This is a genomic window from Nonomuraea sp. NPDC050310 (genome assembly GCF_040655795.1).
In the GTDB taxonomy this organism is placed as follows: Bacteria; Actinomycetota; Actinomycetes; order Streptosporangiales; family Streptosporangiaceae; genus Nonomuraea.
This window is the reverse complement of sequence record NZ_JBFAKP010000003.1, coordinates 326,690-351,819: the sequence shown is the minus strand read 5'-3', so window position 1 is coordinate 351,819 and position 25,130 is coordinate 326,690. Positions and strand designations below refer to the sequence as shown.

The 25,130-nt window shown below is 71.7% G+C and carries 24 protein-coding genes; 12 read left to right on the top strand and 12 right to left on the bottom strand.

All coding sequences use genetic code 11. From position 1 onward, the window contains the following. Positions 1 to 16: 16 nt before the first annotated feature. Positions 17 to 736, top strand: coding sequence for a sulfite exporter TauE/SafE family protein (locus AB0I67_RS11305; RefSeq protein ID WP_357921281.1), 720 nt, complete (start codon positions 17 to 19; stop codon positions 734 to 736). Between the two features lie 48 nt (positions 737 to 784). Here AB0I67_RS11305 and AB0I67_RS11300 read toward each other — a convergent pair whose 3' ends face one another. From AB0I67_RS11300 to AB0I67_RS11290, 3 genes are all read right to left on the bottom strand, one after another. Next, positions 785 to 1,399, bottom strand: coding sequence for a neutral zinc metallopeptidase (locus AB0I67_RS11300; protein WP_357922164.1), 615 nt, complete (start codon positions 1,397 to 1,399; stop codon positions 785 to 787). A 260-nt stretch (positions 1,400 to 1,659) separates the two neighbouring features. Continuing rightward, entirely contained in the window at positions 1,660 to 2,493 is an 834-nt protein-coding gene (locus AB0I67_RS11295) for a neutral zinc metallopeptidase (RefSeq protein ID WP_357921278.1), read from the bottom strand. A gap of 47 nt (positions 2,494 to 2,540) precedes the next feature. Beyond that, positions 2,541 to 3,320 (bottom strand): neutral zinc metallopeptidase, encoded by a 780-nt coding sequence (locus AB0I67_RS11290; RefSeq protein WP_357921275.1) that lies wholly within the window; start codon positions 3,318 to 3,320, stop codon positions 2,541 to 2,543. A gap of 179 nt (positions 3,321 to 3,499) precedes the next feature. On the opposite strand from AB0I67_RS11290, the gene dxs reads away from it, so the two are divergent. Then, the gene (gene dxs, locus AB0I67_RS11285; RefSeq protein WP_357922161.1) at positions 3,500 to 5,368 is read left to right on the top strand and encodes a 1-deoxy-D-xylulose-5-phosphate synthase; all 1,869 of its coding nucleotides are present in this window, start codon (positions 3,500 to 3,502) and stop codon (positions 5,366 to 5,368) included. Between the two features lie 267 nt (positions 5,369 to 5,635). Here the strand turns inward: dxs and AB0I67_RS11280 are convergent, their stop codons facing one another. The 5 genes from AB0I67_RS11280 to AB0I67_RS11260 all read right to left on the bottom strand — a co-directional run bounded on the left by AB0I67_RS11280 (position 5,636) and on the right by AB0I67_RS11260 (position 9,375). Next, the gene (locus AB0I67_RS11280; protein WP_357921272.1) at positions 5,636 to 6,106 is read right to left on the bottom strand and encodes a hypothetical protein; all 471 of its coding nucleotides are present in this window, start codon (positions 6,104 to 6,106) and stop codon (positions 5,636 to 5,638) included. 33 nt (positions 6,107 to 6,139) lie between these two features. Next, positions 6,140 to 6,931, bottom strand: coding sequence for a metalloregulator ArsR/SmtB family transcription factor (locus tag AB0I67_RS11275; protein WP_357921270.1), 792 nt, complete (start codon positions 6,929 to 6,931; stop codon positions 6,140 to 6,142). Positions 6,932 to 6,982: 51 nt separating this feature from the next. Continuing rightward, entirely contained in the window at positions 6,983 to 7,591 is a 609-nt protein-coding gene (locus AB0I67_RS11270) for a cysteine hydrolase family protein (RefSeq protein ID WP_357921267.1), read from the bottom strand. Positions 7,592 to 7,669: 78 nt separating this feature from the next. Next, positions 7,670 to 8,656, bottom strand: coding sequence for a GlxA family transcriptional regulator (locus AB0I67_RS11265; protein WP_357921265.1), 987 nt, complete (start codon positions 8,654 to 8,656; stop codon positions 7,670 to 7,672). Between the two features lie 62 nt (positions 8,657 to 8,718). After that, the gene (locus AB0I67_RS11260; RefSeq protein ID WP_357921262.1) at positions 8,719 to 9,375 is read right to left on the bottom strand and encodes a VTT domain-containing protein; all 657 of its coding nucleotides are present in this window, start codon (positions 9,373 to 9,375) and stop codon (positions 8,719 to 8,721) included. Between the two features lie 86 nt (positions 9,376 to 9,461). Between AB0I67_RS11260 and AB0I67_RS11255 the strand changes: the two genes are divergently transcribed. From AB0I67_RS11255 to AB0I67_RS11230, 6 genes are all read left to right on the top strand, one after another. Next, on the top strand, positions 9,462 to 10,937 hold the full coding sequence (locus tag AB0I67_RS11255; protein WP_357921259.1) for an amino acid permease: 1,476 nt from the start codon (positions 9,462 to 9,464) through the stop codon (positions 10,935 to 10,937). A 107-nt stretch (positions 10,938 to 11,044) separates the two neighbouring features. Then, positions 11,045 to 12,169, top strand: a complete 1,125-nt coding sequence (locus AB0I67_RS11250) for a substrate-binding domain-containing protein (protein WP_357921256.1) — start codon at positions 11,045 to 11,047, stop codon at positions 12,167 to 12,169. Between the two features lie 74 nt (positions 12,170 to 12,243). After that, on the top strand, positions 12,244 to 13,011 hold the full coding sequence (locus AB0I67_RS11245) for an ATP-binding cassette domain-containing protein (protein ID WP_357921253.1): 768 nt from the start codon (positions 12,244 to 12,246) through the stop codon (positions 13,009 to 13,011). Then, positions 13,008 to 14,234 (top strand): ABC transporter permease, encoded by a 1,227-nt coding sequence (locus AB0I67_RS11240; protein ID WP_357921250.1) that lies wholly within the window; start codon positions 13,008 to 13,010, stop codon positions 14,232 to 14,234. Before AB0I67_RS11245 ends, AB0I67_RS11240 begins: the two co-directional genes overlap by 4 nt. Positions 14,235 to 14,268: 34 nt before the next feature. Further along, on the top strand, positions 14,269 to 15,474 hold the full coding sequence (locus AB0I67_RS11235) for an ROK family transcriptional regulator (RefSeq protein WP_357921247.1): 1,206 nt from the start codon (positions 14,269 to 14,271) through the stop codon (positions 15,472 to 15,474). A gap of 72 nt (positions 15,475 to 15,546) precedes the next feature. Continuing rightward, positions 15,547 to 16,215, top strand: a complete 669-nt coding sequence (locus tag AB0I67_RS11230; RefSeq protein WP_357921244.1) for a hypothetical protein — start codon at positions 15,547 to 15,549, stop codon at positions 16,213 to 16,215. Here AB0I67_RS11230 and AB0I67_RS11225 read toward each other — a convergent pair. The 4 genes from AB0I67_RS11225 to AB0I67_RS11210 all read right to left on the bottom strand — a co-directional run bounded on the left by AB0I67_RS11225 (position 16,203) and on the right by AB0I67_RS11210 (position 20,429). Then, positions 16,203 to 16,583, bottom strand: coding sequence for an SSI family serine proteinase inhibitor (locus AB0I67_RS11225; protein ID WP_357921241.1), 381 nt, complete (start codon positions 16,581 to 16,583; stop codon positions 16,203 to 16,205). The two genes, AB0I67_RS11230 and AB0I67_RS11225, sit on opposite strands and share 13 nt — an antisense overlap. Before the next feature lie 111 nt (positions 16,584 to 16,694). Continuing rightward, a complete protein-coding gene (locus tag AB0I67_RS11220; protein ID WP_357921238.1) occupies positions 16,695 to 18,785 on the bottom strand; it encodes a 3-hydroxyacyl-CoA dehydrogenase NAD-binding domain-containing protein in 2,091 nt (696 codons plus the stop codon). Continuing rightward, positions 18,782 to 19,984 carry a thiolase family protein gene (locus AB0I67_RS11215; RefSeq protein WP_357921235.1) on the bottom strand — a complete coding sequence of 401 codons (1,203 nt, stop codon included), beginning with the start codon at positions 19,982 to 19,984 and terminating at the stop codon, positions 18,782 to 18,784. The genes AB0I67_RS11220 and AB0I67_RS11215 overlap by 4 nt, the downstream gene beginning before the upstream one ends. 133 nt (positions 19,985 to 20,117) lie before the next feature. Further along, positions 20,118 to 20,429 carry a transcriptional regulator gene (locus tag AB0I67_RS11210; protein WP_357921232.1) on the bottom strand — a complete coding sequence of 104 codons (312 nt, stop codon included), beginning with the start codon at positions 20,427 to 20,429 and terminating at the stop codon, positions 20,118 to 20,120. Between the two features lie 89 nt (positions 20,430 to 20,518). Here AB0I67_RS11210 and AB0I67_RS11205 point away from each other — a divergent pair, with 89 nt between their 5' ends. Genes AB0I67_RS11205 through AB0I67_RS11190 form a run of 4 tightly spaced genes read left to right on the top strand, consistent with a single transcriptional unit; the run spans position 20,519 to position 25,130 of the window. Further along, positions 20,519 to 21,916, top strand: coding sequence for an MFS transporter (locus AB0I67_RS11205; RefSeq protein ID WP_357921229.1), 1,398 nt, complete (start codon positions 20,519 to 20,521; stop codon positions 21,914 to 21,916). Continuing rightward, positions 21,913 to 23,322: an FAD-dependent monooxygenase gene (locus AB0I67_RS11200; protein ID WP_357921226.1), complete on the top strand. Its 1,410-nt coding sequence runs from the start codon at positions 21,913 to 21,915 to the stop codon at positions 23,320 to 23,322. The genes AB0I67_RS11205 and AB0I67_RS11200 overlap by 4 nt, the downstream gene beginning before the upstream one ends. Positions 23,323 to 23,355: 33 nt before the next feature. Then, positions 23,356 to 24,363: a LacI family DNA-binding transcriptional regulator gene (locus AB0I67_RS11195; RefSeq protein WP_357921223.1), complete on the top strand. Its 1,008-nt coding sequence runs from the start codon at positions 23,356 to 23,358 to the stop codon at positions 24,361 to 24,363. After that, the gene (locus tag AB0I67_RS11190; RefSeq protein WP_357921220.1) at positions 24,360 to 25,130 is read left to right on the top strand and encodes a sugar phosphate isomerase/epimerase; all 771 of its coding nucleotides are present in this window, start codon (positions 24,360 to 24,362) and stop codon (positions 25,128 to 25,130) included. Before AB0I67_RS11195 ends, AB0I67_RS11190 begins: the two co-directional genes overlap by 4 nt.

Below are 25,130 nucleotides of genomic sequence, written 5' to 3'. Positions count from 1 at the left end.
ACTAGGCTCGCGGGACATGGAGTCGTTTGTCCTGATTGCAGCGGGTTTGGCAGTGCTGGTCGGGGCGATCGTCCAAGGCGGCGTCGGATTCGGGCTGGGCCTGGTGGCCGCGCCGGTGGTGACGATGCTGGACCCGGGGCTGATGCCGGGCGCGATCCAGATCGTCAACGTCACCCTGCCGCTGTTCACCCTGGCCGCCGAGTGGCGCAGGATCGACTGGCGCGGCCTCGGCTGGGCCCTGCTCGGCCGGCTGCCCGGCAGCGCGATCGGCGCGCTGATCGTGGTCTACGTCTCCGCTCAGACCCTCGGCGTGCTGGTCGGCGTGATGGTGCTGGTCGCGGTCGTGCTGACCGCCCGGTCGCTCTCGGTGCCGCGCAACGGCGCCACCCTGACCGCCGCCGGATTCCTCTCGGGGATCACCGGCACCGCGACCGGCATCGGCGGGCCGCCGATCGCGCTGGTCTACCAGTCGGCCAAGGGCCCGCAGATCCGGGCGACGCTGGCCGCCTTCTTCTGCCTGAGCGCCGCGCAGTCGCTCGTGCTGCTGTGGGCGGTGGACCGGCTGCCCCGCGAGGCGGTGGTGGCGGGGCTGTCACTGGTCCCGTTCATGATCGTCGGGTTTCTGGTCTCGGGGCCGCTGCGCCGCTACCTCGACGGCGGGCGGGTGCGCGCGGCGGTGCTGGTCGTCGCCGCGGTCTCGGCCCTGGCCCTGGTGGGGCAGAGCGTGCTGCGCTAGCCGTACCGGACGGGTGGCGACCGGAGCCGCCGCCCGCCCGTCCGGAGGTCAGGCGACGCGGCTGGAGGGGGCGGTGAAGGTGTTGCACGCCCCCGGGTCGGCCGCGCGGAAGCCGCGGGAGACCCAGTAGGCCCTGCTCCGGCCCTTGCCGTGGTCCTTGACCTTGCTGTTCTCGTCGCCGCTCTCGCGCATGATGTCCAGGAGGTAGTCCCAGTCGGCGGCCGAGCGGTCGAGGGAGTCCCAGATGCTGCCGATGAAGGCGGCGCCGAGGCAGTCGGCCTGCAGCTCGAGCCGCCGCCACTGCTCCAGTTCCTCCTTGCGGTGGCGGTAGGGGATGTACTGCCAGGCCTTGGTGATCCCGGTCAGGTCCTGGAGGTGGTGGCCGTACTCGTGGCCGATGAGGTGCATGAGGTAGAGGTCGGACGGGTCTTCCAAGGCGTTCTTGTCCAGCAGCACCACGAAGTGGTCGCTCTCGTGGCAGTAGGCGGCGCCGGCGTCGCCCCACTTGCTGCCGCAGAAACGCTTGGGCTTGGTGATGAAGCCGATGGTGGGCCGCGTGAACCGGATGCCGGCGGCCTTGAAGTGCGCGCCCCAGGTACGGCCCAGGCAGTCGAACACCTTGCGGGAGTACGCCTTCGCCTGGGTGAGGTTCTGCGACTCCAGCGGGGGCTCGGCGCAGGCCGTCGAGGGCAGGTCGCCGCTCTTGTAGAGCTTGTTGTGCGTCAGGACGCGGTTCTTGATCGGGTAGGCGGCTTCAGCAGGGGCGACCGAGCCGGTGGCGCTGAGGGCGAGCGTCAGAACGAAAGGGGAGCATCATGAGAGCAGTGTGCTGGCTCGCCATCAATATGCGATTAAAACGCGAAAAATGGGGGCGATGTCACAGACATCGCCCCCATGTTCAACCAGGGAGGCCGGGAAGGGCGTCAGGCGACGCGCTTCTTGGAGGCCGTCCAGGTGTTGCAGGAGCCCGGCTCCGGCTTGGTGAAGCCGCGGTAGAGCCAGTAGCGCTGGCTGGTCAGCCGGCCGTGGGTGGGCGAGCCGGTGATCAGGTCGGGGGAGTTGCCGTAGCCGGTGACGGCGTCGCTGGTGCCGCCCAGCTCGTGCTCGGCCATGTCCTTGAAGTCGGCCTTGCTGCGGCCCAGGGACGGCCACACGCTGCCGATGAAGGCGCCCGCCCAGCAGTCGGCCTGCAGCTCGGTGCGGCGGCTGATCTCGTACCAGGTGTTGTCGGTGTACTTGCCGTAGGCGTAGGCCTTCCAGATGCCCGCCTGGTTCTGCACGTGGTGACCGTACTCGTGGGCCAGCACGCCCATGAGCGTCATGTCGTCCGGGTCGAGCAGCGCGTCCGGGTTGAGCAGGACGGTGAAGGTCTGGTCGAGGTGGCAGTACACGGCGAGCATCGCCGGGTTGTCGATCTTGCCGCAGCGGCCGATCGGGTCGCCGATCCGCTGGGCGATGGCGAACTTGGGCTCCTTGAACTTCAGCCCGGCCTTCTTGAACTGCTTGGACCAGGTGGTGTTGAGGCAGTCCAGGAGGCCTTCCAGGTACGCCTGGGCGCCGGCCACGTCGCCGCGCGAGTAGCGGCCCTCCTCACAGGTCTTCAGCGGGAAGGCGCCGACCCGGTAGATGGGGTTGGCGATCAGGGCCTTGACCTTGGGGATGGGGTCGGCGCTCGCGGCCTGGGCGGCGCCGCCGGTGAGGCCGGCGCTGAGCGCGAGAGCCACTCCGCACACCAGCGCCTTAACGGAATTACGCATGGCAAGGGACCCTATATCAAGGTAAAGCAGGGGCAAAGAACGGTAATTCACGAAACGGCGGCGGATTTCGCCGCCCAGGTGTTGCACGACAGCGGCGAGGCGGAGGCGAAACCCCGTTCCATCCACACCGCCTGGGTGGCGCCCTTGCCGTGGTCGTTCTGCGCCCAGCCCTTGTGCCCGTTGCGCCGGAACCAGTTGACCGCGTAGTCCCACTCGTCCTGGTCGACGGGGAAACTCTCCTTGATGCTGCTCATGAAGACCGCCGACAGGCACTCGGCCTGCAATTCCGACCGCCTCGACAACTGCAGCCGGGTGGCCACCCCGGCGGCCGAACGGGCGGTCCAGTAGTAGTGCCAGATCCCGGCGCTCTCCTGGACGTGGTGACCGTACTCGTGGGCCAGCAGCCGGGCCACCCCCAGCGCGAACGGCTGGCGCAGCGCGGCCTGGTTGATCAGCATGTAGATGGTGCGGTCCTCGGAGCAGTAGACGCCGTCGGCGCCGGTGGCCCAGGGGCCGCACCCGGTGGTCACGGGCGCGGTCACGAAACGCAGGGCGGGCGGGGCGAAGGAGAGGTTCGCCTGGCGGAACTCCGCGCCCCATGCGCGGTTCAGGCAGCCGGTGAGGTTCACCAGGAAGCGCTTGTAGCCCTCGACGTCGTCCTTCTCCAGCGTCCCCGGCGCGCAGCCGGTGCGGGCCAGCTTGCCGGTCCGGTACAGCGGGCTGTGCGTGGCCACCCGGGCGGCCTGCGCGCGCTGGCCCGCCCCCGCCGGCTCGGCGGCGGCGCGGGTCGCGGGGGCGTGCGCGGTTCCGGCACTGATCGCCAGCATCGCCAACACGAGCGCGGCCAGTGAAGAAACTCGTCTTATGGGGCGAGTGTTCATCTTGAGGGAAAGACTAGGTCAAGATCAGACATACGCTCGTTAAGTCCGGTCAAGTGGGGTCCCGGCCCCTCCACGAACTAGACTCTGGGTGTCGGCTAGCAGGAGGGGACCTATCCGTGAGCGACTTGCTTGCCTCTGTCCGGGGGCCGCACGACGTCAAACGGCTCGACGTGGAGGAGCTCGCGACACTCGCGGCGGAGATACGCGACCTGCTCGTCGACTCGTGCGCCAGGACCGGCGGCCACCTCGGCCCCAACCTCGGCGTGGTGGAGCTGACCATCGCGCTCCACCGGGTCTTCGACTCGCCGCGCGACCCGATCATCTGGGACACCGGCCACCAGGCGTATGTGCACAAGATGCTCACCGGACGCACCACCGGCTGGGACCGCCTCAAGCAGGAGGGCGGCCTGTCCGGCTACCCGAGCCAGGCCGAGTCCGAGCACGACTTCGTGGAGAACTCCCACGCCTCCACCGCGCTGTCCTACGCCGACGGCCTGGCCAAGGCCTTCCGGCTGCGCGGCGACGACGAGCGCACGGTGGTCGCCGTCATCGGCGACGGCGCCCTGACCGGCGGCATGGCCTGGGAGGCGCTCAACAACATCGCCGAGACCGACGACCTGCGGGTCGTCATCGTCGTCAACGACAACGGCCGCTCCTACTCGCCGACCATCGGCGGGCTCGGCCGCCACCTCGCCTCGCTGCGCGTCACCCGCCGCTACGAGGACATGCTGGAGTACTTCAAGGGCAAGCTGGAGAACGTCCCGCTGGTCTACGACGCGCTCCACGGGTTCAAGAAGGGCGTCAAGGACATCGTCTCGCCGCAGGTGATGTTCGAGGACCTCGGCCTGAAGTACGTCGGGCCCATCGACGGCCACGACGAGCAGGCGATGGAGGCGGCCCTGCGCAAGGCCCGCGACTTCGGCGGCCCGGTGATCGTGCACACCCTCACCCAGAAGGGCCGCGGCTACGCCCCCGCGGAGAACCACGAGGAAGACCAGTTCCACTCGCCCGGCGCCTTCGACCGGGCCACCGGCCTGGAGAAGCCCAAGGGCCGCATCTGGACCAACGTCTTCAGCGAGGAACTCGTCAAGCTCGGCCGCGAGCGCGAGGACCTCGTCGCGATCACCGCGGCGATGCTGCACCCGACCGGGCTCAACGAGTTCGCCGCCGCCTACCCCGAGCGCATCTTCGACGTCGGCATCGCCGAGCAGCACGCGCTGACCAGCGCCGCCGGCCTGGCCCTCGGCGGGCTCCACCCGGTCGTCGCGGTCTACGCCACCTTCCTCAACCGGGCCTTCGACCAGCTCCTGATGGACGTGGCGCTGCACAAGCTGCCGGTCACCGTGGTGCTCGACCGCGCCGGCGTCACCGGCGACGACGGCGCCTCGCACAACGGCATGTGGGACCTGTCGATCCTCCAGGTCGTCCCCGGGCTGGAGATCGCGGTGCCGCGGGACGGCGAGCGGGTGCGCGAACTGCTGCGCGAGGCCGTCGCCAAGGACGTGCCGACCGTGCTGCGCTTCCCCAAGGGACCGGTCGCCGAGACGCTGGAGGCGGTCGGCAAGCTCGGCGAGATGGACGTGCTGCGCGCCGGCGACCCCGACGTGCTGCTGGTCGCCGTGGGGCCGATGGCGCACGCGGCGATGGAGGCGGCCGTGCTGCTCGACGCGCAGGGCATCTCGGCGACCGTGGTCGACCCCCGGTGGGTCAAGCCGCTCGACCCGGCGCTCGTGCTGGCGGCGGGGGCGCACAAGCTGGTCGCGGTGGTCGAGGACAACGGGCGGGTCGGGGGCGTCGGCGACGCGGTCGCGCGGATGTTGCGGGATGCGGATGTGGACGTGCCGGTGCGGACGTTCGGGATTCCGCAGCGGTTCCTGGATCATGCGAAGCGGGCGGCGATTCTGGGGCAGATCGGGCTTACTGGGCAGGATTTGGCTCGGGAGATCACTGAGGCGGTTGCTCGGCGGTCTGCGCCTATTGATGCTCCTCGGTAGTTTCGCCGTAGGGGGCGGGGCGCCGTACTGGGGCATGGGCCTGATGCTGGGGTTCTCGCCGCATAGGTGAAACGGCGGGCGGTGCAGCGGCGGCGGGCCGTCCTTTCAGGGGGCCCGCCGTACAAGTGGAATGGCGTACGGCGGGCCCCTCCAATCGAGGGGCCCGCCGTACGCCATTTACCGGTGGGCTCCGTCTAACCGAGGGGCCCGCCGTACGCCGGTTACCGGCAGGCTCCTCTCTGGCCGAGGGGCCCGCCGTAAGTCCGCTTACCGGAGGGTGAGGAGTTGGCGGGTGTGGGTGGGGAGTTCCACCTCGGCCAGCCCGGTGAGCAGGTCACGCAGCGGCATGAGCTGGTCCACCAGCACCTTCCCGTCGGACAGCAACAGGGTGGGGACCTGGGTGTCGAGCTCGGCCGGGGTCAGCGCGGCCCCGGTGGTGAGGGCGCAGAGCGCGGCGCCCTGGGCGCGGAGCCGCTCGGTCAAGCCGGTCCCGCCGCCGGAGCGGTCGATCAGGCGGTCGATGGTCCAGAGGTCGAGAGCGACGCGGTTGTCGTAGACGGCCCCGGTCCCCGAGGCGATGGCGGAGGCGGTGGTGAGAGTGGTGGCGGTGACCAGCGACACGTGCGCCAGGATCTGCTCCGCGTTCCACCCGCCGTCCGAGGGCGCCGGGCCCGGGAAACCGGCCGCGTCCGCCTCGGCGGCGGCCTCCAGCAGAGCCCGGAAAGCCTGCTCCAGCATGTCTGCTCCCTTCGCTGATCGAAGACGCGGTGGTCAGGCGTGCTGGTCGTCCATCTCCCAGGGCGCCTGAGGCAGCACGTCGCCCGTCTCCAGCAGCGACTTGAGGTTGGACAGGACGGCGGGCCAGCCCTTGGAGATGCCGTTGAACATCTCGACGTTCGGCAGGTTCTCATGCGTGACGGTGAGCCGGACGATGTCCTCGTGCGGCTCGATCAGGAAGGTCACGACCGACGGGTCGCGCCGCGCCTCCAGGTCGTCCTCGAAGGTGACGACCAGGCGGTGGGGCGGGTCGGTCGTCAGCACCTTCCCGATGATGTCGAGGTGGCCGGACTCGTCGGCCCGCCGGTGCTCCCAGGTCGAGCCTTCCTGCCAGTCGGAGATGTTGGCGTGTGCCCAGTACCGGGCGGTCAGGTCGGCGTCGGTCAGGGCCTTCCACACCTGCTCGGCGCTCGCGCGGATGTAGGTGACGTAGACGTAGCTGGGCAAGGTGCTGGTCTCGGTGGTCATGGCGTACTCCTCTGCCTGGCGTTTGATGGCGCCGAGGGCTCGCAGCCGGGGCTGGTCGAAACCGGAGATCCAGCGTTCCTGGATCTCGTTGATCGGTGCCGGGTTCAGGTAGTGCAGCCGTTCGCGGCCCCGCCGGACGACGGTGACGAGGCCGGCGGCGACCAGCACGTCGAGGTGCTGGGTCGCCGCCTGCCGGGTCATCCCGAGCCGGGCGCTGAGTTCGTTCAGCGTCTGGCCGTTGTGCTCCCGTAGCCGGTCGAGCAGGAGTCGCCTGGTCGGATCGGCGAGCGCTTTGAAAATCGCATCGATGGCGGCCACCTCTCCATTATGCAGGCATTCACTTGCCTATTGTCAACGGCGCGCCCTCGCTCAGGCGGGCAGGTCATCGGCCGTGGCCGCGACCAGGCCGAACAGGTCGCCGATGGTGACCAGCGCGGCGTCGTGCAGCGCCTCGGCGCTGACCGCGCCACCGCCGTGCCGGGCCAGCGGCCGGGTGGCGCAGGCGTCGGCCACGACCGTGGGCCGGTAGCCCAGGTTGAAGGCGCCCTGTGCGGTGAAGCTGACGCACATGTGCGTCATGAACCCGGCCAGCACCAGGTCGGGCCCGGCGTCCAGGCCCTTGAGCACCTCCAGCAGCTCGGTCTCGTGGAAGGCGTTCGGGAAGGTCTTGACGACGACCGGCTCGCCGTCGCGCGGGGCGACCTGCGGGCTGATCGAGCCGATCTCGGCCCGGATGTCGTACGGCGAGCCGGGCCCGCCGTCGTTGACGACGTGCACGACGCGGGCCCCGGCGGCACGGGCCCGCTCCAGCAGCCGCGCCCCGGCCTCGAGTGCCCGCTCGGCGTCGGGCAGGGCCATGACGCCGGTGCGGTAGGTGTTCTGGTAGTCGATGAGGACGAGGGTGGCCCCGGCCAGGCTGGGCAGCTCGGCGGGCAGGCCGACGACCTCGCGGAGGGTGGGTGAGACGGTGCCGGTCATGGTGGTTCCTTTCGATGGAAGGGCAGGCTCGCGCCGCCGCGGGGCGGCTGAAGAACGAGCGGGAGAAGAGGGGCCGGGTCAGACGGGGATGGTGCGGAAGCGCCGGCGGTAGGTGCCCGGCCCGGTGCCGAGGCGGCGGCGGAAGGCCCGGTGCAGCGTCTCCACCGAGCCGAGCCCGCTGTCGGCCGCCACCCGCTCCAGCGGCAGGTCGGTGGTCTCCAGCAGCCGCCGGGCCACCTCCACCCGGGCCGTCTCGATGTAGGCACCCGGAGTCGTCCCGGTCTGCTGCCGGAAGACCCGGGCGAACTGCCGCTGGCTGAGCCCCATCCGGGCGGCGAGCTCGACCGGGGTGAGCTCCTCGGCGAGATGCTCGGCGATCCACAACCGCAGCTCGTCGATGCCCCGCCGCCCGGAGGGGGCCTGCGCGAGCGGCACGCTGAACTGGCTCTGGCCGCCCTGGCGCTTGAGGTAGATCACCAGCTCGCGTGCCACGCCGAGGGCCAGTTCCTCGCCGTGGTCCTCGGCCACCAGCGCCAGGCTGAGGTCGAGGCAGGTGCTGATGCCGGCGCCGGTCCAGACCCGCCCGCTGGAGCGCACGAAGATCGGGTCGGGGTCGACGGTCACCTCGGGATGCTCGGCCGCCAGCTGTGCGGCCGTGGACCAGTGCGTGGTGGCGGTCAGCCCGTCCAGCAGCCCGGCGTCGGCCAGGATGTGCGCGCCGACGCACACCGAGGCCACCCGCCGGGCCAGCGGGGCGGTCCGGCGCACCCAGGCCACGACCTCGGGAGCGCTGAGCGCCCGCGGTCCCGACCCGGTGAGCTCCACGGCACCCGGGACCAGCAGGGTGTCGACCTGGTCGCCGACCTCGTCGAACCGCAGGTCGGCGAGGATCCGGACGCCGGCCGAGGTGGTCACCGTGCCGCCCTCGGGCCCGGCCAGCCGCACGTCGTACAGCGGGCGCCCGCTCACCCGGTTGGCCAGGGCGAAGACCTCGGCCGGGCCGGTCACGTCGAGCAGATCGACGTGCGGGAAGAGCGTGATGACCACGCGGTGTGCGGCTGACATGCGGATATTCTCGCCGAACGGAGCGAATGACGGCAACGACAGTTCTCTGTCAGTTAAGGACATCAGCCTCGGCGCGGGCCGGCGGCTCGCCGTACCCTGAAGACGCGGCGGGCCAGCAGCGAGCCGGCGGTGATGACCAGGACGACCGTGCCGAGCACCGGGATGAGCAGCTCGGCGTGCTCGCGGACGACCTGCCCGGCGGCGGCGCCGAGGGTGAGGTAGGCGCCGACCCAGCTCACCGCCCCGGCCATCGCCCAGGGCAGGAAGCGGCGGTAGGGGACGCCGAGCATGCCGGCGACCGCGGGCGTCAGGGCGTGGACCACCGGCAGGAAGTACGCCAGGGCGACCGCCCAGCCGCTGCGGGCGAACAGGGACTCGGCCTGCGCCCAGCGCTCCTCGCCCACCCGGCGGCCCAGGCGGCCCTCGCGCAGCCGCCTGCCGTACCGGCGGCCGAGCCAGTGACCCGCGCTCGCGCCCAGGAAGCAGGCGCTCACCCCGGCGAGGGTCAGGCCGGCGACCTCCCAGGGGCTGTCGGCGGTCGTCCCGGCGACCAGGAGCAGGCCGTCGCCGGGGATGACCAGCCCGACGCCGACGGAGGCGTCGAGCGTGAGGAAGGCCAGCAGCAGCGGCCACACCACGCCCGCCTCCTGCCGGGCGAGGAGGTCGAGCAGGTCGATGAGCATCATCCCAGCCTGCCGCCGGGGAAAGGGCCAGGTCATCGGGGGTTGTCCCTGGGATGTCCCTGAGACCGACCGGCCGGAGGGAGGAGGCGCATGATCACCGCAAGTGTGGGCAGCATCACAACGTGGAGACCTTTCGCACCCGGAGTCTTTTTCGCACCAAGAGTGTCGAACAGTCGATTCGCGACACCGAGGAGCCGGAACACCGGCTGCACAAGCGCCTGTCCGCCGTCGACCTGACGGTCTTCGGCATCGGCGTGATCATCGGCACCGGCATCTTCGTGCTCACCGGCCAGGTGGCCAAGGACACGGCCGGCCCGGCGGTGGCCGTGTCGTTCCTGGTCGCGGGCGTGGTGTGCGCGCTGGCGGCACTCTGCTACGCCGAGTTCGCCTCGACGGTGCCGGTGGCCGGGTCGGCCTACACCTTCTCCTTCGCCACGCTCGGCGAGTTCCCGGCCTGGATCATCGGCTGGGACCTGATGCTGGAGATGGCCCTGGCGGCGGCGGTGGTGGCGGTCGGCTGGTCGGGCTACCTCAACTCGCTGCTGGGCACCGCGGGCATCCACCTGCCCGACGTGATCGCCAGCGCGGAGACCGGTTTCATCAACCTGCCCGCGATGGCGGTGGTGGCGCTGCTGACGCTGGTCCTGGTGGCCGGGATCAAGCTGTCCTCGCGCGTCAACCTGGTCATCGTGGTGATCAAGGTGGCGGTGGTGCTGCTCGTCATCCTGGCGGGGCTGTTCTTCATCAAGGGCGCCAACTACACGCCGTTCATCCCGCCGGCGCAGCCGTTGCCGCCGGGCAGCGGGTTGCAGGCGCCGCTGATCCAGGTGCTCTTCGGCATCAGCCCGGTGGCCTTCGGCGTGATCGGCATCTTCTCGGCCGCGGCCATCGTCTTCTTCGCCTTCATCGGCTTCGACATCGTCGCCACCGCCGCGGAGGAGACCATCGAGCCGCAGCGTGACCTGCCGCGCGGCATCATCGGCTCGCTGCTGATCTGCACGCTCCTCTACGTCGCGGTGTCGCTGGTGGTGGTGGGCATGCAGCCCTACACCCAGCTCAGCGAGGAGGCGCCGCTGGCCGACGCGTTCACCTCGGTCGGGCAGCCGTGGATCGCCTCGCTGATCAGCCTGGGCGCCATCGCCGGTCTGACCACCGTGGTGATGATCCTGCTGCTGGGCCAGACCCGGGTGCTGTTCGCGATGAGCCGCGACGGGTTGCTGCCGCGCTCGCTGGCCCGGGTGCATCCCAAGTACGGCACGCCGGCGCGCGCCACCCTGCTGGTCGGCGCGGTCTCGATGGTGCTGGCCGGGTTCATCTCGCTGGGCGCGCTGGCCGAGCTGGTCAACATCGGCACGCTGTTCGCCTTCGTGGTCGTCTCGCTCGGCGTGATCGTGCTCCGCCGGACCCGCCCGGACCTGCCGCGCGCCTTCCGCACCCCGTTGGTGCCGTTCATCCCGGTGCTGTCGATGCTGGCCTGCCTCTACCTGATGCTCAACCTGCCGGTGGAGACCTGGCTGCGCTTCCTGGTCTGGATGGTGATCGGCATCGCGATCTACTTCGTGTACGGCCGCCACCACAGCAGGGTGCTCGGCCGATAAGTTCTTCCGGACAACAAACGTTACAGTCCTGTGTCTGGCATCTCTCGTGGGCGCGAATTACGTTGTGCCAAACAACATTCACCCCCCATGAGAAAGGCCCACGCGTCATGCGCAAGGGGATCTTCACAACCGGCGCCGCCCTGGTGGCGCTCTCCCTCGGTCTCACCGCCTGCGGGGGCGAAAGCGGTGAGACCACCGCCGGCACCGGCACCTCACCGGCCGCCTCGGCGCCGGCCGCGGGCAAGGCCGGCAAGATCGGCGTCATCCTCCCGGACAGCAAGTCGAGCGCCCGCTGGGAGACCGCCGACCGCAAGTACCTGGAGGAGGCCTTCAAAGCCGCGGGCGTCGAGTACGACATCCAGAACGCCCAGGGTGACAAGGCCGCCTTCCAGACCATCGCCGACCAGATGATCACCGGCGGTGTCACCGTGCTCGCCATCGTCAACCTCGACAGCGGCACCGGCAAGGCCGTCCTCGACAAGGCCAAGGCCCAGGGCATCGCCACCATCGACTACGACCGCCTCACCCTCGGCGGCAACGCCGACTACTACGTCAGCTTCGACAACACCGCCGTCGGCCGGCTGCAGGGCGAGGGCCTGGTCAAGTGCCTGACCGACCTCAAGGCCGACAAGCCGGTCGTCTCGCGGCTGAACGGCTCGCCCACCGACAACAACGCCACGCTCTTCAAGCAGGGCTACGACGGCGTGCTGCAGCCCAAGTTCGACGCCGGCGAGTACGTCGCCGGGCCGGACGACTCGGTGCCCGACTGGGACAACGCCCAGGCCGGCACCATCTTCGAGCAGCAGCTCACCAAGGAGCCGAAGATCGCCGGCGTGCTGGCCGCCAACGACGGCCTCGGCAACGCCGCCATCTCGGTGCTGAAGAAGAACAACCTCAACGGCAAGGTCCCGGTCACCGGCCAGGACGCCACCGTCCAGGGCCTGCAGAACATCCTCAACGGCGACCAGTGCATGACCGTCTACAAGGCCGTCAAGCAGGAGGCCGAGGCCACCGCCAAGCTCGCGATCGAGCTGGCCAAGGGCGGCAAGCCCGCCGCGACCGGCACCGTGAAGGACACCGAGTCCGGCAAGGACGTCCCCGCGGTCCTGCTCACCCCCGTCGCCATCTTCAAGGACAACGTCAAGGACGTCGTCGCCGACGGCTACGTGTCCAAGGACGAGCTGTGCGCCGGCGAATTCGCCGCCAAGTGCACCGAAGCCGGAATCAGCTAGTTCCCCCGCGTACGGCTACCGCGTAGAAAGAGGCGGTAGCCGTACGCACCCCCTTCTGCAAGGAGCAGCCCACCGTGACCACCCCGGTCCTGGAGCTGCGCGGGATCGACAAGAGCTTCGGTCCCGTGCAGGTCCTTCACGACGTCGCCTTCTCGGCGTATCCCGGAGAGGTGACCGCCCTCGTGGGCGACAACGGAGCCGGCAAGTCCACGCTGGTGAAGTGCATCGGCGGCATCTACCCGATCGACTCCGGCGAGTACTTCTTCGAGGGCGTGCCCGTGCAGGTGAGCAGCCCGCGCGACGCCGCCGCCCTCGGCGTGGAGATCGTCTACCAGGACCTGGCGCTCTGCGACAACCTGGACATCGTGCAGAACATGTTCCTGGGCCGGGAGCGCAAGAGCGGCCTGGTCCTGGACGAGGCGACGATGGAGGAACTCGCCGCCAAGACGCTGGCGAGCCTGTCGATCCGCACCGTCAAGTCGCTGCGCCAGCACGTCGCCAGCCTGTCCGGCGGCCAGCGGCAGACCGTGGCCATCGCCAAGGCCGTGCTGTGGAACAGCAAGGTCGTCGTCCTGGACGAGCCGACCGCCGCGCTCGGCGTGGCCCAGACCGCGCAGGTGCTCGAACTGGTGCGGCAACTGGCCGACAAGGGCCTGTCGGTCGTGCTCATCTCGCACAACCTCAACGACGTCTTCGCCGTCTCCGACCGGATCGCGGCGCTCTACCTCGGTCGCATGGCGGCCCAGGTCAAGGCCTCCGAGGTCACTCACTCGCAGGTCGTCGAACTGATCACCTCCGGCCGCAGCGGCTCGCTCGGCCTGACGAACGGCAGTGGCTCATGAGCGTCGACACCCTGCCCAAGAAGGCCGAGTCGCAGGTCATCGTCCAGGACTACGTCGAACGCGTGCGCGGCGGCGACCTGGGCGCGCTCCCGGCGATCTTCGGCCTGGTCGTGCTCGTCGCCGTCTTCTCGGTGCTGCGGCCGATCTTCTTCTCGCCCGGCAACTTCGCCAACCTGCTCACCCAGGGCGCGGTCTACGTCGTCATCGCGATGGGCCTGATCTTCGTGCTGCTGCTGGGCGAGATCGACCTGTCGGCGGGCTTCGCCAGCGGCGTCTGCGCGGCCATCCTGGCCATCACGCTGACCAACCTGGGCTGGCCCTGGTACCTGTCCGTGCTGGCCGCCATGATCACCGGCGCCTTCATCGGACTGATCCTCGGCACCCTGGTGGCCAAACTCGGCATCCCGTCCTTCGTGGTGACGCTGGCCGCCTTCATCGCCTTCCAGGGCATCGTGCTGCTGCTGCTCAAGCAGGGCACCAACATCTCGGTGCGCGACGAGATCATCTTCGCCGTCGCCAACAAGAACCTGCCGCCGTGGCTGGGCTGGGCGCTGGCCGGCGCCGCCGTGGCGGGCTACGCCGCGGTGCAGCTCGTCCAGGTGCGCAACCGCAGCCGGCGGGGGCTGGCGACCGCCCCGGCGCTGGTGATCGGCGGCCGCATCGCCGCGGTCGCGCTGGTCATCGGGCTGGCCGTCTACGTGCTCAACCTGGACCGCGGGCGGCTCATCCCGCTCATGGGCGTGCCGATCGTGGTGCCGGTCATCCTGTTCTTCCTGCTGGTGTGGACCTTCGTGCTGCGCCGTACCGCCTTCGGGCGGCACATCTACGCGGTCGGCGGCAACGCCGAGGCGGCCCGCCGCGCGGGCATCTCGGTGGACCGGGTGAAGATCGCCTGCTTCGTGATCTGCTCCTTCATGGCCTCGGTCGGCGGCGTGCTGGCCGCCTCGCGCGCCGCGTCGGTGGACCCCAACACCGGCGGCAGCAACGTGCTGCTCTTCTCGGTGGGCGCGGCGGTCATCGGCGGCACCAGCCTGTTCGGCGGCAAGGGCCGGGCGCTGGACGCGATCCTCGGCGGCGCGGTGGTCGCCGTGGTGGAGAACGGCATGGGCCTGATGGGCTACGGCGCGGGCCAGAAGTTCGTCGTCACCGGCTCGGTGCTGCTGCTGGCCGCCAGCGTGGACGCCCTTTCGCGTAAGCGGGCCGCCGCCACCGGCCACCGATAGGGTGGACCTCTCCCACCACCCGAAGGACGGAACGATGCGTGCTGGTCCCTCTCAGGAGGAGATCCGCCGGTACAACCTGGGCACCCTGCTCCGCCACGTGCACCTCGGCGGTCCCACCTCCCGGTCCGAGCTCACCAGCCGGATGGGGCTGAACCGCAGCACGATCATGGCGCTCACCGCCGACCTGGCCGCCGCCGGGCTGGTGCGCGAGGAACTGCCCAGGGAGACCGGCCGCGCCGGCCGTCCGTCGCTGGTCGTGCGGCCGGAGTCGGCCCGCATCTACGTGCTCGCCTTCGACGTGGGCGTCGACCGGCTGGTCGCGGCCCGCGTCGGGCTGGGCGGGGTGGTCCTCGACCGCCGCGAGGCCGTCCGGCCGCGCGGCACCTTCGACCTGGCCGAGGTGGTCGCCACCCTGGCCGGCTTCGCCCGGCAGATGCACCGCAAGACCCGTCCCGACACCGTCTGCGTCGGCGCCGCCGCCGCCTTCTGCGGGGCGGTCCGCGAGTCCGACGGGACGGTGCACTTCAGCCCCAACCTGGCCGGCTCGCTGGCCGACGTGCCCTTCGGCCAGGAGCTGAGCCGCAAGCTGGCCATGGGCCTGCCGGTCACCGTCGGCAACGACGCCAACCTGGGCGCGCTGGCCGAGCACAGCCGGGGCGTGGGCGCCGGCAGCCGCAACCTCATCTACCTGCACGGCGACGTCGGCATCGGCGGCGGCATCATCGCCGGCGGCAACCTGCTCGGCGGGCACGACGGCTACTCGGGCGAGGTCGGCCACATGATCGTCAACCCGGGCGGGCGGCTGTGCGGCTGCGGCTCGCGCGGCTGCCTGGAGGCCGAGGTGGGCGAGCGGGCGCTGATGGACCACGCCGGCCAGAGCGGCGCGGTCGGCCGGCAGGCGGTCCGCACCCTGGTCGACGCGGCCGACCGGGGCGACATCGCCGCCCGCGACTCGGTGCACCGCGTGGGCGACTGGCTGGGCATCGGGGTGGCCAACCTGGTCAACATCTTCAACCCCGAGATCGTCATCTTCGGCGGCATGCTCCGCGAGCTCTACCTCGGCTCCGCCGCGCAGGTGCGCAGCCAGATCAACACCAGCGGGCTGCCCGTCGCCCGTGACGGCCTGCGCCTGCGCACCTCCGCGCTGGGCGACGACGTCACCCTCGTGGGCGCCGCCGAACTGGCCTTCGCGCAGATGCTGGCCGACCCGCTGGAAGTGCTGGCCCGCTCCAGCAACTGACCCGCTCCGGCAACTGACCGCTCCGGCCGCATCATCGGAGAACCCCGGGGCGCCGGCCGGTGTAGTCCTGGCATGAGACGACTGCTGGTCCTCCTCGCCCTGCTCGCCCCCGTGCTGGCCCTGGCGGCGCCCGCCCGGGCGGGCGGCTGGGCGGTCACCTACCTCGACCCGGTGCCCCCGACCTTCCAGCCGGGCACCTCCTACACCCTCGGCTCGTGGCTGCTGCAGCACGGCAACCACCCCTACGGCGGCGCCGAGTCCGACCTCAAGGTCGGGCTGCGCTTCACCGACGGCAAGCGCAGCCTCGCCTTCGACGCCGTCAAGCTCAAGGAGCCCGCCCACTACGCCACCGCCGTCGCACTGCCCGCGGGCACCTGGCAGGTCGTCGGCGTGCAGGAGTGGTTCGCGCCGTTCGAGCTCGGCACGCTCACCGTGCCCGGAGCCTTCACCGCCAAGCCGCTGCCCGCCGAGGCCAAGGCCGCCGCGGCCGACTGGCTGAACGGCAACGGCGGCAAGGACCCGTGGGGCGCGGTCCGCCCGCCGGGCCTGGGCGGCAAGGCGCCCGCCGCCGCTGCCCCGGCCCAGCCGGCCGCGCCCGCCGCGCTCGCGCCGGTGTCACCGGTCGCGGCCGCGGTCGAGGCGCCGTGGTGGCGCTCGCCGTACGCCGGCCTGCTCGGGGTGCTCGCCGTGGGCGGGCTCGCCCTCCTGGCAGTACGGCGGAGCAGACGTCAGAGCTTGTAGAGCGCCCGCCCCTCGGCGGTCATCAGGCAGCCGTTGCCGAAGGTGCGGGTGAAGTCGACCCGCTTGCCGTACCAGCGGCCACGGACGGTCACCGTGTGCGGCCGGTACTCCTTGGTGCAGATCGTGCCGGGGTCGGTGAGCCGGGCCGGGTTGCCGCGCACCGAGCGCAGCACCTTGCAGGCGGCCTTGGGCGTCGGGTGCGAGCCGCCCGCACGGCCGCAGGTGAGCCGGGCGTGCTTGACCGGCAGGCCCTCCACCGCGACGGTGATCTTGAGGGACGCGCCGGGCCGGTGGTGGTCGGCCAGGGCGGGGGCGGCGGAGCCCAGGGCGACGGCCCCGGCCATGGCGAGAACGGTGAGGATCTTCATGGGTCTGGTCTTCCCCCGGTGACTCGATGACAGGTGTCCTACACCTCACAGGACGGCAAAGGCCCGCCGGAGGTTCACTCCGGCGGGCCTTTCGCACCGATTCGCCGAGAACTACGACGGCATCGTCGCGCCTTCGGCCTTCGGCTCGGGCAGCGAGGCCACCCCCGGCGGCAGGAAGCGCGGCTGCGCGACGCCCGCGCGGTCGAGGTAGGGCGTGATCCCGCCCAGGTGGAAGGGCCACCCGGCGCCGAGGATCATGCACAGGTCGATGTCCTGTGCCGCCGCGACCACGCCCTCGTCGAGCATGAGCCGGATCTCCTCGGCCAGGGCCTCCAGCACGCGCACCCGGACCTGCTCGGCGGTGGAGGCGTGGTCGCCGCCGGCGAACAGCGCGACCGCCTCCTCGTCGAGGGTGAAGTCCGGCTTGTAGACGCCCGGCTTGCCGGAGGCGACCAGCTCGGCCATGTTCGCCGAGACGCCGAAGCGGTCGGGGAAGGCGGCGTGCAGCGTCTCGGACACGTGGTGGCCGACGGCCGGCCCGACGAGCTGGAGCAGCGCGAACGGGGTCATCGGCAGCCCGAGGTCGTCGAGAGCGTGCTCGGCGACCGGCAGCGGGGTGCCCTCGTCCACGGCGGCGATGACCTCGCCCATGAAGCGGGTCAGCAGCCGGTTGACCACGAACGCGGGCGCGTCCTTGACCAGCACCGAGGACTTCTTCAGCGTCTTGCCGACCGCGAAGGCGGTGGCCAGGGTGGCCGCGTCGGTCGAGGCGCCCTTGATGATCTCCAGCAGCGGCATGACCGCGACCGGGTTGAAGAAGTGGAAGCCGACCAGCCGCTCGGGGTGCTTCAGCTCCGAGCCCATCTCGCTGAGCGAGAGCGAGGAGGTGTTGGTGGCCAGCACGCACGTCTCCGAGACGTGCTCCTCGACCTCGGCGAAGACCTTCTTCTTGACCGCCATGTCCTCGAAGACGGCCTCGATGACGAAGTCGGCGTCGGCGAAGGCGTCCTTGGTCAGCGACCCGGTGACCAGGCCCTTGAGCCGGTTGGCCTGGTCGCCGCTGATGCGCTTCTTGGCCAGCAGCTTGTCGACCTCGGCGTGCACGTAGCCGACGCCCTTGTCCAGGCGGGCCTGGTCGAGGTCGGTCAGCACGACCGGGACCTCCAGGCGGCGGGCGAACAGCAGCGCCATCTGGGAGGCCATCAGGCCCGCGCCGACGACACCGACCTTGGTCACCTTGCGGGCCAGCGCCTTGTCGGGCGCGCCCGCCGGCCGCTTGGCGCGGCGCTGGACCAGGTCGAAGGCGTACAGGCCGGCACGCAGCTCGTTGCCCATGAGCAGGTCGGCCAGGGCCTCGTCCTCGGCGTCGAAGTCGACGCCGTCCTTCGCGCTCAGGATCAGGTCGAGCGCGCGGTAGGGGGCCGGGGCCGCGCCGCGCAGCTTCATGTCGACCAGGAAGCGGGCGTCGCCGACGACCTTCTCCCAGTCCTCCTGCGGCAGGGTCCGCTCGACCGTGATCTCGCCGCGGACGACCTTGGAGGCCCAGCGCAGCGACTCCTCCAGGAAGTCGGCCGGCTCGAAGATCGCGTCGGCGACGCCGAGCTCGAAGGCGTCGCGGCCCTTGATCATGCGGTTCTGGGCCAGCGGGTTCTCGATGATCAGCTTGATCGCCTTGGCCGGGCCGATCAGGCGGGGGAGGAGCTGCGTGCCGCCCCAGCCGGGTACCAGGCCGAGGAAGCACTCGGGCAGCGCGATGGCCGGCACGCCGCTGGAGACGGTCCGGTAGGCGCAGTGCAGCGCGATCTCCAGGCCGCCGCCCATGGCCGCGCCGTTGACGAAGGCGAAGGTCGGCACCTGCAGCGCGCCCAGGCGCTTGAAGACGTCGTGGCCGAGCCTGCCGATCTGCAGGGCCTGGTCGCGGTTGCGCACCAGGGCGGCGCCCTTGAGGTCGGCGCCGACGGCGAAGATGAACGGCTTGCCGATCACGCCCACCGCGGCCAGGTCGGTGCGCGCCTCGATGGCGTCGAGCGCCTGGGCGAGCAGCGTCAGGCCGCCGGGGCCGAAGGTGTTGGGCTTGGTGTGGTCGAAGCCGTTGTCGAGGGTGATCAGCGCCATGGTGCCGGCGCCGCCGGGCAGCTCCACGTCGCGGACCAGGGCCTTGGTGACGACCTCGTCCTTGAACAGCTCGCTGATGTCGCTCATGCCGCGGCTCCCTCGAAGGCGCAGTTCTCCCAGATCACGGTGCCGCCCATGCCCATGCCGACGCACATCGTGGTGATGCCGTAGCGCACCTCGGGGCGCTCGGCGAACTGGCGGGCGAGCTGGGTCATCAGCCGCACGCCGCTGGAGGCCAGGGGGTGTCCGAAGGCGATGGCGCCGCCGTACTGGTTGACCTTGTCGGAGTCGTCGGGCAGGCCGAAGTGCTCCAGGAAGGCCAGCACCTGGACGGCGAAGGCCTCGTTGATCTCGAACAGCCCGATATCCGAAATTTCCAGACCTGCGAGCTTGAGTGCCTTCTCCGTCGACGGGATCGGGCCGACGCCCATCACCTCGGGGTCGACGCCGGCGAAGGCGTAGGAGACCAGGCGCATCCGCGGGGTCAGGCCCAGGTCCTCGGCCGCCTGCCGCTCGGCCACGATGCAGCCGGTGGCGCCGTCGTTGATGCCGGAGGAGTTGCCCGCCGTCACGTTGCCGTGCGGGCGGAACGGGGTCTTCAGCGCGGCCAGGCCGTCGAGCGTGGTGCCGGGCCGCATCGACTCGTCGGCCGTGGCCAGGCCCCAGCCCTGCTCGGCGGTGCGGATGGCGGTCTCGACCAGGTCGGGCTGGATCTTGCCGTCGGCGTAGGCCTTGGCGGCCTTCTCCTGGCTCAGCACGGCGTAGGCGTCCGCGCGCTTCTTGGTGATGCCCGGGTAGCGGTCGTGCAGGTTCTCCGCCGTCATGCCCATGACCAGCGCGCTGGGATCGACCAGCTTGTCGGCGAGGAAGCGCGGGTTCGGGTCGACGCCCTCGCCCATCGGGTGGCGGCCCATGTGCTCGACGCCGCCGGCGATGGCCACGTCGTAGGCGCCGAACGCGATGCCGCCCGCGACGCTGGTGACCGCGGTCATCGCCCCGGCGCACATGCGGTCGATGGCGTAGCCGGGCACGCTCTTGGGCAGCCCGGCCAGGACCGCGGCGCTGCGGCCGATGGTCAGGCCCTGGTCGCCGATCTGGGTGGTGGCCGCGATGGCGACCTCGTCCACCCGCTCGGGCGGCAGGTTCGGGTTGCGCCGCATCAGCTCACGGATCACCCGCACGACCATGTCGTCGGCCCGCGTCTCCGCGTACTGCCCCTTCGGGCCCGACCTGCCGAAAGGCGTGCGTACGCCGTCGACGAACACGACGTCACGAGAGGAAGGCACTCTTTCGCTCCTCGCTGGATGGAAGCTTTCCCCTCCATGCTACTCGCCGGTAACTATCGGCTTCGCTTGGGCGGGTAAGGCGGCGTGGCGCGCCCCGCCGATCAAGAGCCGATCAGGGGCCGATCGGCGGCGATCAGGGGCCGGTGAGTTCGCGGTCCTCGGCGAAGACCAGGTCCAGCAGGCCGGGGAAGCGGGCGTTGATGTCGTCCAGGCGCAGCCGCTTGAAGTTGTTGCGGCCCTGGCTGCGCTCCCAGACCAGGCCGCTCTCGCGCAGCACGCGCCAGTGGCCGGTCTGGGTGGACTTGGGGACCTCCGGCATGACCAGGCCGCAGGCCATCTCCTCGCCGGAGGCGAGCGCGCGGACCATGCGGGCGCGGATGGGGTGGCCGAGCGCGGCGAGCACGTCGATCAGGTCGATCTGGTCGCGAGTGGGGTGGAGCGCCATGGAGCCATCCTATGCGGCTTGACGAGATTGGTTCGATAATACGAGAATCACGAACTGTTCGTGTTTACCGTACTGACGTAAGGACCCTCGTGACCGCGCAACGCAAGGGCTGGGTGCTGGCCCTGCTGGCCCTCTCCCAGCTCATCACCGCCCTCGACTTCTACATCGTGATCGTCGCCCTGCCCGACATAGCCGCCGACCTCGGCTTCTCACCCCAGACGTTGCAATGGGTGGCCAGCGCCTACGCGGTGACCTACGGCGGGTTCCTGCTGCTGGGCGGCCGGGCGGCCGACCTGCTGGGCCGCCGCCGGATGTTCGTCCTGGCCATGGCCCTGTTCGCCGGGTCCTCGCTGGCCGGCGGGCTGGCCACCGGCCAGGAACTGCTGGTCGCGGCCCGCGCGGTGCAGGGACTGGGCGGCGCGCTGCTCTTCCCGGCCACGCTCTCCCTGGTGAACACCCTGTTCGCCGAGGGCAGCGCACGCAACCGGGCCCTGTCGGTGTGGAGCGGCGCCGGCGCCAGCGGCCTGGCGATCGGCTCCCTGCTGGGCGGGCTGCTCACCGGCTGGTGGGGCTGGGAGGGCGTGTTCTTCGTGAACGTGCCGCTGGCCGTGCTCGCCATCGCCGCCGCCTACCGGCTGCTCCCGGCCGACGCGCCCCGCGAGCGCGGCCGCCGCTTCGACCTGCCGGGCGCGGTGCTGGCCACCGGCGGCGTCACGCTGCTGGCCTTCGCGCTGATCCAGGGCCCGGAGTCCGGCTGGGGCTCGCCGCTCGTCCTGGGCGCCTTCGCCGCCGCGGCGATCCTGCTCGGCGCGTTCGTCGCCGTCGAGCGGGCCAGCCGTGACCCGCTCATGCCGCTGAGCCTGCTGGCCAACCGCAGCCTGCGGCCGGCCATCCTGGTCATCCTCATCTTCGGCGCCACCTTCAACGCCCAGCCGTACTTCCTGACCATCTACTTCCAGAACGTCCTGGGCTACGGCGCCATCACCACCGGCCTGGCCTTCCTGGTGCCCTCGCTGCTCATCATGATCGGCACGCAGCTCGGCGGGCGGCTGGCCGGCCGGCTCGGCATGCGCACGCTCCTGCTGGCCGGCACGGTCGGCGGCGCGCTCGGCTCGGCGGTGCTCGCCCTCGGCGTGCTGGCCGACAGCTCCTACTGGAGCATCCTGCCCGGCGTGCTCGTCCTGAGCGTCAGCCAGGGCTTCACCTGGACCGGGATGTGGATCGCCTCGGCCACCGGGGTCGCCGCGGGCGAGCAGGGCGTCGCCTCCGGCATGGCCTCCACCGCGCTCCAGGTCGGCTCGGCGCTGGGCCTGGCCGTGCTGGTCGCCGCCGGCGGCATCGGCGAGGCCGCGCCCGGGGCGGAGCTGGCCGGCGGGGTCCGGCTGGCGCTGTTCCTGACCGCCGCGGGCATCCTCGCCGGGAGCCTGGTGTCGCTCACCTTCGCCAGGAAGAGCGCGCCGGCCGAACCGGTGCTGGTGTCGGCATGATCGACGTCGCCATCGCGGGCGGCGGGCCCGTGGGGATGCTGCTCGCCGCCGAACTCGCCCTGCAGGGGGTGCGGCCGGTGGTGTTCGAGCGGCTTGCCGTACCGACCGGGGAGTCCAAGGCGGGCACCCTGCACGCCAGGACCGCGCAGAGCCTGCTGCGGCGTGGCCTGCTGGAGGAGACGGGCTGGCCGACCTACGGCAGCCAGCGCTTCCACTTCTCCGGCATGTTCGGGCTCGACCTGGGCGCGGTCGCCACCGACGGGCCGTCCATCGTGGGCAGCCCGCAGGCCCACGCCGAGCAGGTCTTCGCCGACCGCGCCACCCGGCTCGGGGCGCGGATCCGGCGCGGCGCCGAGGTCACCGGCCTGGTCCAGCACCCCACGCACGTCACCCTCACCGTCGGCGGCGAGGAGGTTCAGGCCCGCTACGTGGTCGGCGCGGACGGCGCCCGCAGCGCCGTCCGCAAGGCCGCGGGCATCGCCTTCGAAGGCACGCCCGCGCGGGTGGCCGCCCTGATGGGCGAGGTACGGCTCGCGCCGGACGTGCCCGGCGGCTGGCACCGCACCCCGCGCGGCTGGCTGCTGGTGTGGCCGGGCGCGGGCGGCCGGGCCCGGGTGACGACCTACGACTTCCGCGCCCCGCACCCTGACCGCGAGGCCCCGGTCACCCTGGAGGAACTGCGCGAGACGGCCTCCTACATCGCCGGGTTCCCGGTCGGCATGAGCCACCCCCGCACCCTCACCCGGTACGGCGACGCCGCCCTCCAGGCCGCCGCCTACCGCAAGGGCCGGGTGTTCGTCGCCGGGGACGCCGCCCACGTGCACTTCCCGTGGGGCGGCCAGGGCCTCAACACCGGCCTGGAGGACGCCATGAACCTCGGCTGGAAGCTGGCCTACGCGCTGGCCGGGCGCGGGGGCCCCGGCCTGCTGGACAGCTACCACGCCGAGCGGCACCCGGTGGCGGCGCGGGTGCTGTGGAACGTCCGCGCGCAGAACGCCCTGGCCGCGCCGGACCCGGCGCTCGACCCGCTGCGCGAGCTGTTCGCCTCGCTGATGGAGCTCGACCAGGTCAACGCCTACCTGAGCGGGATGATCAGCGGCCTGGACACCGTCTACGACGTGGGCGTGCCCGGCGCGGGGCGGATGGTGCCCGACCTCGCGGTCAAGACCGCCGCGGGCGAGGTGCGAGTGGCCGAGCTGCTACAGCAGGGGCAGCCGCTCTTCCTCGACCTCGGCGGCCACGACGACCTCGTGGAGCTGGTCGCCGAGCGGGTGCCGGTGGTCCGGGGCGTGACCTCCGGCGAGGCGCCCTCGGCGGTGCTGGTCCGCCCGGACGGCTACTCCGCCTGGACCGCCGGGGCCGGGGCCGCGGCACTGGAGGAGGCCCTGACGCGCTGGTTCCTGTGACAGACTGGGAAATCGCTTTCCCAGGAGGTGTGCGTGGTCACGTTGGAGGAGGTCGCGAAGCTCGCGGGGGTGTCGCTCGCCACCGCGTCCCGCGTGCTCAACGGCAGCACTCGCCAGGTCGGCGCGGGCCTGCGCAGCCGCGTCGAGCAGGCCGCCGACCAGCTCGGCTACCGCACGAACGTGGCCGCCCAGACGCTGGCCAAGGGGGCGAGCAACGTCATCGGGCTGGTCGTGCACGACCTGACCGACCCGTACTTCGCCGCGCTGGCCGACGGCGTGATGCGGGCGGCCGAGGGGGAGGGGCTGCTGGTCATGGTGGGCACCACCCACCGCGACCCGGAGCGGGAGATCGCCTACGTCGCCACCCTGCACACCCAGCGGGTGCGGGCGGTGCTCCTGGCCGGCTCCCGCGTGGCCGACCCGGACAGCACCGCCCGGCTGAAGGCCGAGCTGGAGAACTACCGGCAGGCCGGGGGACACGTGGCGGTGATCGGCCAGGACCTGCTCGGCGTGGACACCGTCGCGCCGGGCAACCGGGCCGGGGCCGCCGCCCTCGCCCGCGAGCTGGCCGCGCTCGGCCACACCCGCTTCGCCGTCCTGGCCGGGCCGGAACGGCTGCTCACCGCCCGTGACCGGTGCGAGGGCTTCACCGCCGCGCTGGCCGAGCTCGGGCTGCCCGCGCCCCGGGTGATCCACGGCGCGTTCGACCGGGACGGCGGGCACGCCGCCGCCCAGGAGAGCGGCGAGGCCACCTGCGTCTTCGCGGTCAACGACGTGATGGCCGTGGGCGCGCTGGCCGCCTACCGCGAGCGGGGCCTCCGGGTGCCGGAGGACGTCTCGGTGGCCGGTTTCGACGACATCAGCACGCTGCGCGACCACGTGCCCGCCCTCACCACTGTCCGGCTGCCGCTGGCCGCCATGGGGGCGCGAGCCCTCGAACTGGCCCTGCGTCCGGGGGAGGAGCCGAGGGTGGAGCGAGTGACGGGCGAGGTGGTGCTGCGCGAGAGCGTCCGTGCCCTGGAGGAGGGGAAGGTCCGATGAGACTGGCCGTCAGCACGCTCGGGATGCCCGGCGACGGGCTCGACCGGGCCGTCGAGATCGCGGTCGCCGCCGGGTGCGCCGGGCTCGAACTGCGCCTGCACCCCGACACCGGCGTGCACGCGGGACTGGACGAAGCCGAGCGGGCCTCGGTGCGCGAGCGGGTCGCCGCGGCCGGGCTGGAGATCGCGGCCCTGGCCGGCTACACCCGGATCTGCGCCGCCGGCGACCCGGGGACGCCCGGCCTGCTGGCCGACCTCGAACTGGCCGCCGACCTGGGCGCTCCCGGCGTCCGGGTGTTCCCCGGCGGCGACGACCTCGACCTCGGGGCGCGGCGGCTGCGCGAGGTGGCTCCCCGCGCGCTGGAGCTGGGCGTGCGGGTGCTGGTGGAGACGCACGACGCCCTGCCCACCGGACGGGCGGTCGCCGCCCTGCTGGAGCGGGCCGCCCTGCCGGAGGCGACCGCCGCGCTGTGGGACGCGCTGCACCCCTGGCGGCACGGCGAGGCGCCGGCCGAGACCCTGGACCGGCTCGGCCCCTGGCTGGCCTACGTGCAGATCAAGGACGCCGTCTCCGCCGCCGACACCACGCCCGTCCCGCTCGGCACGGGGTCGGTCCCGCTGCGGGAGTGCGGCGAGCTGCTGCGTACGGCAGGCTACGGAGGCTGGGTGTCCCTGGAGTGGGAGCGCACCTGGTACCCCCGGGTGGCCCCGGTCGAGGAGATCCTGCCGGGCGCCTCGGCCTGGGTGGCGACGTACGCGAAGGAATGA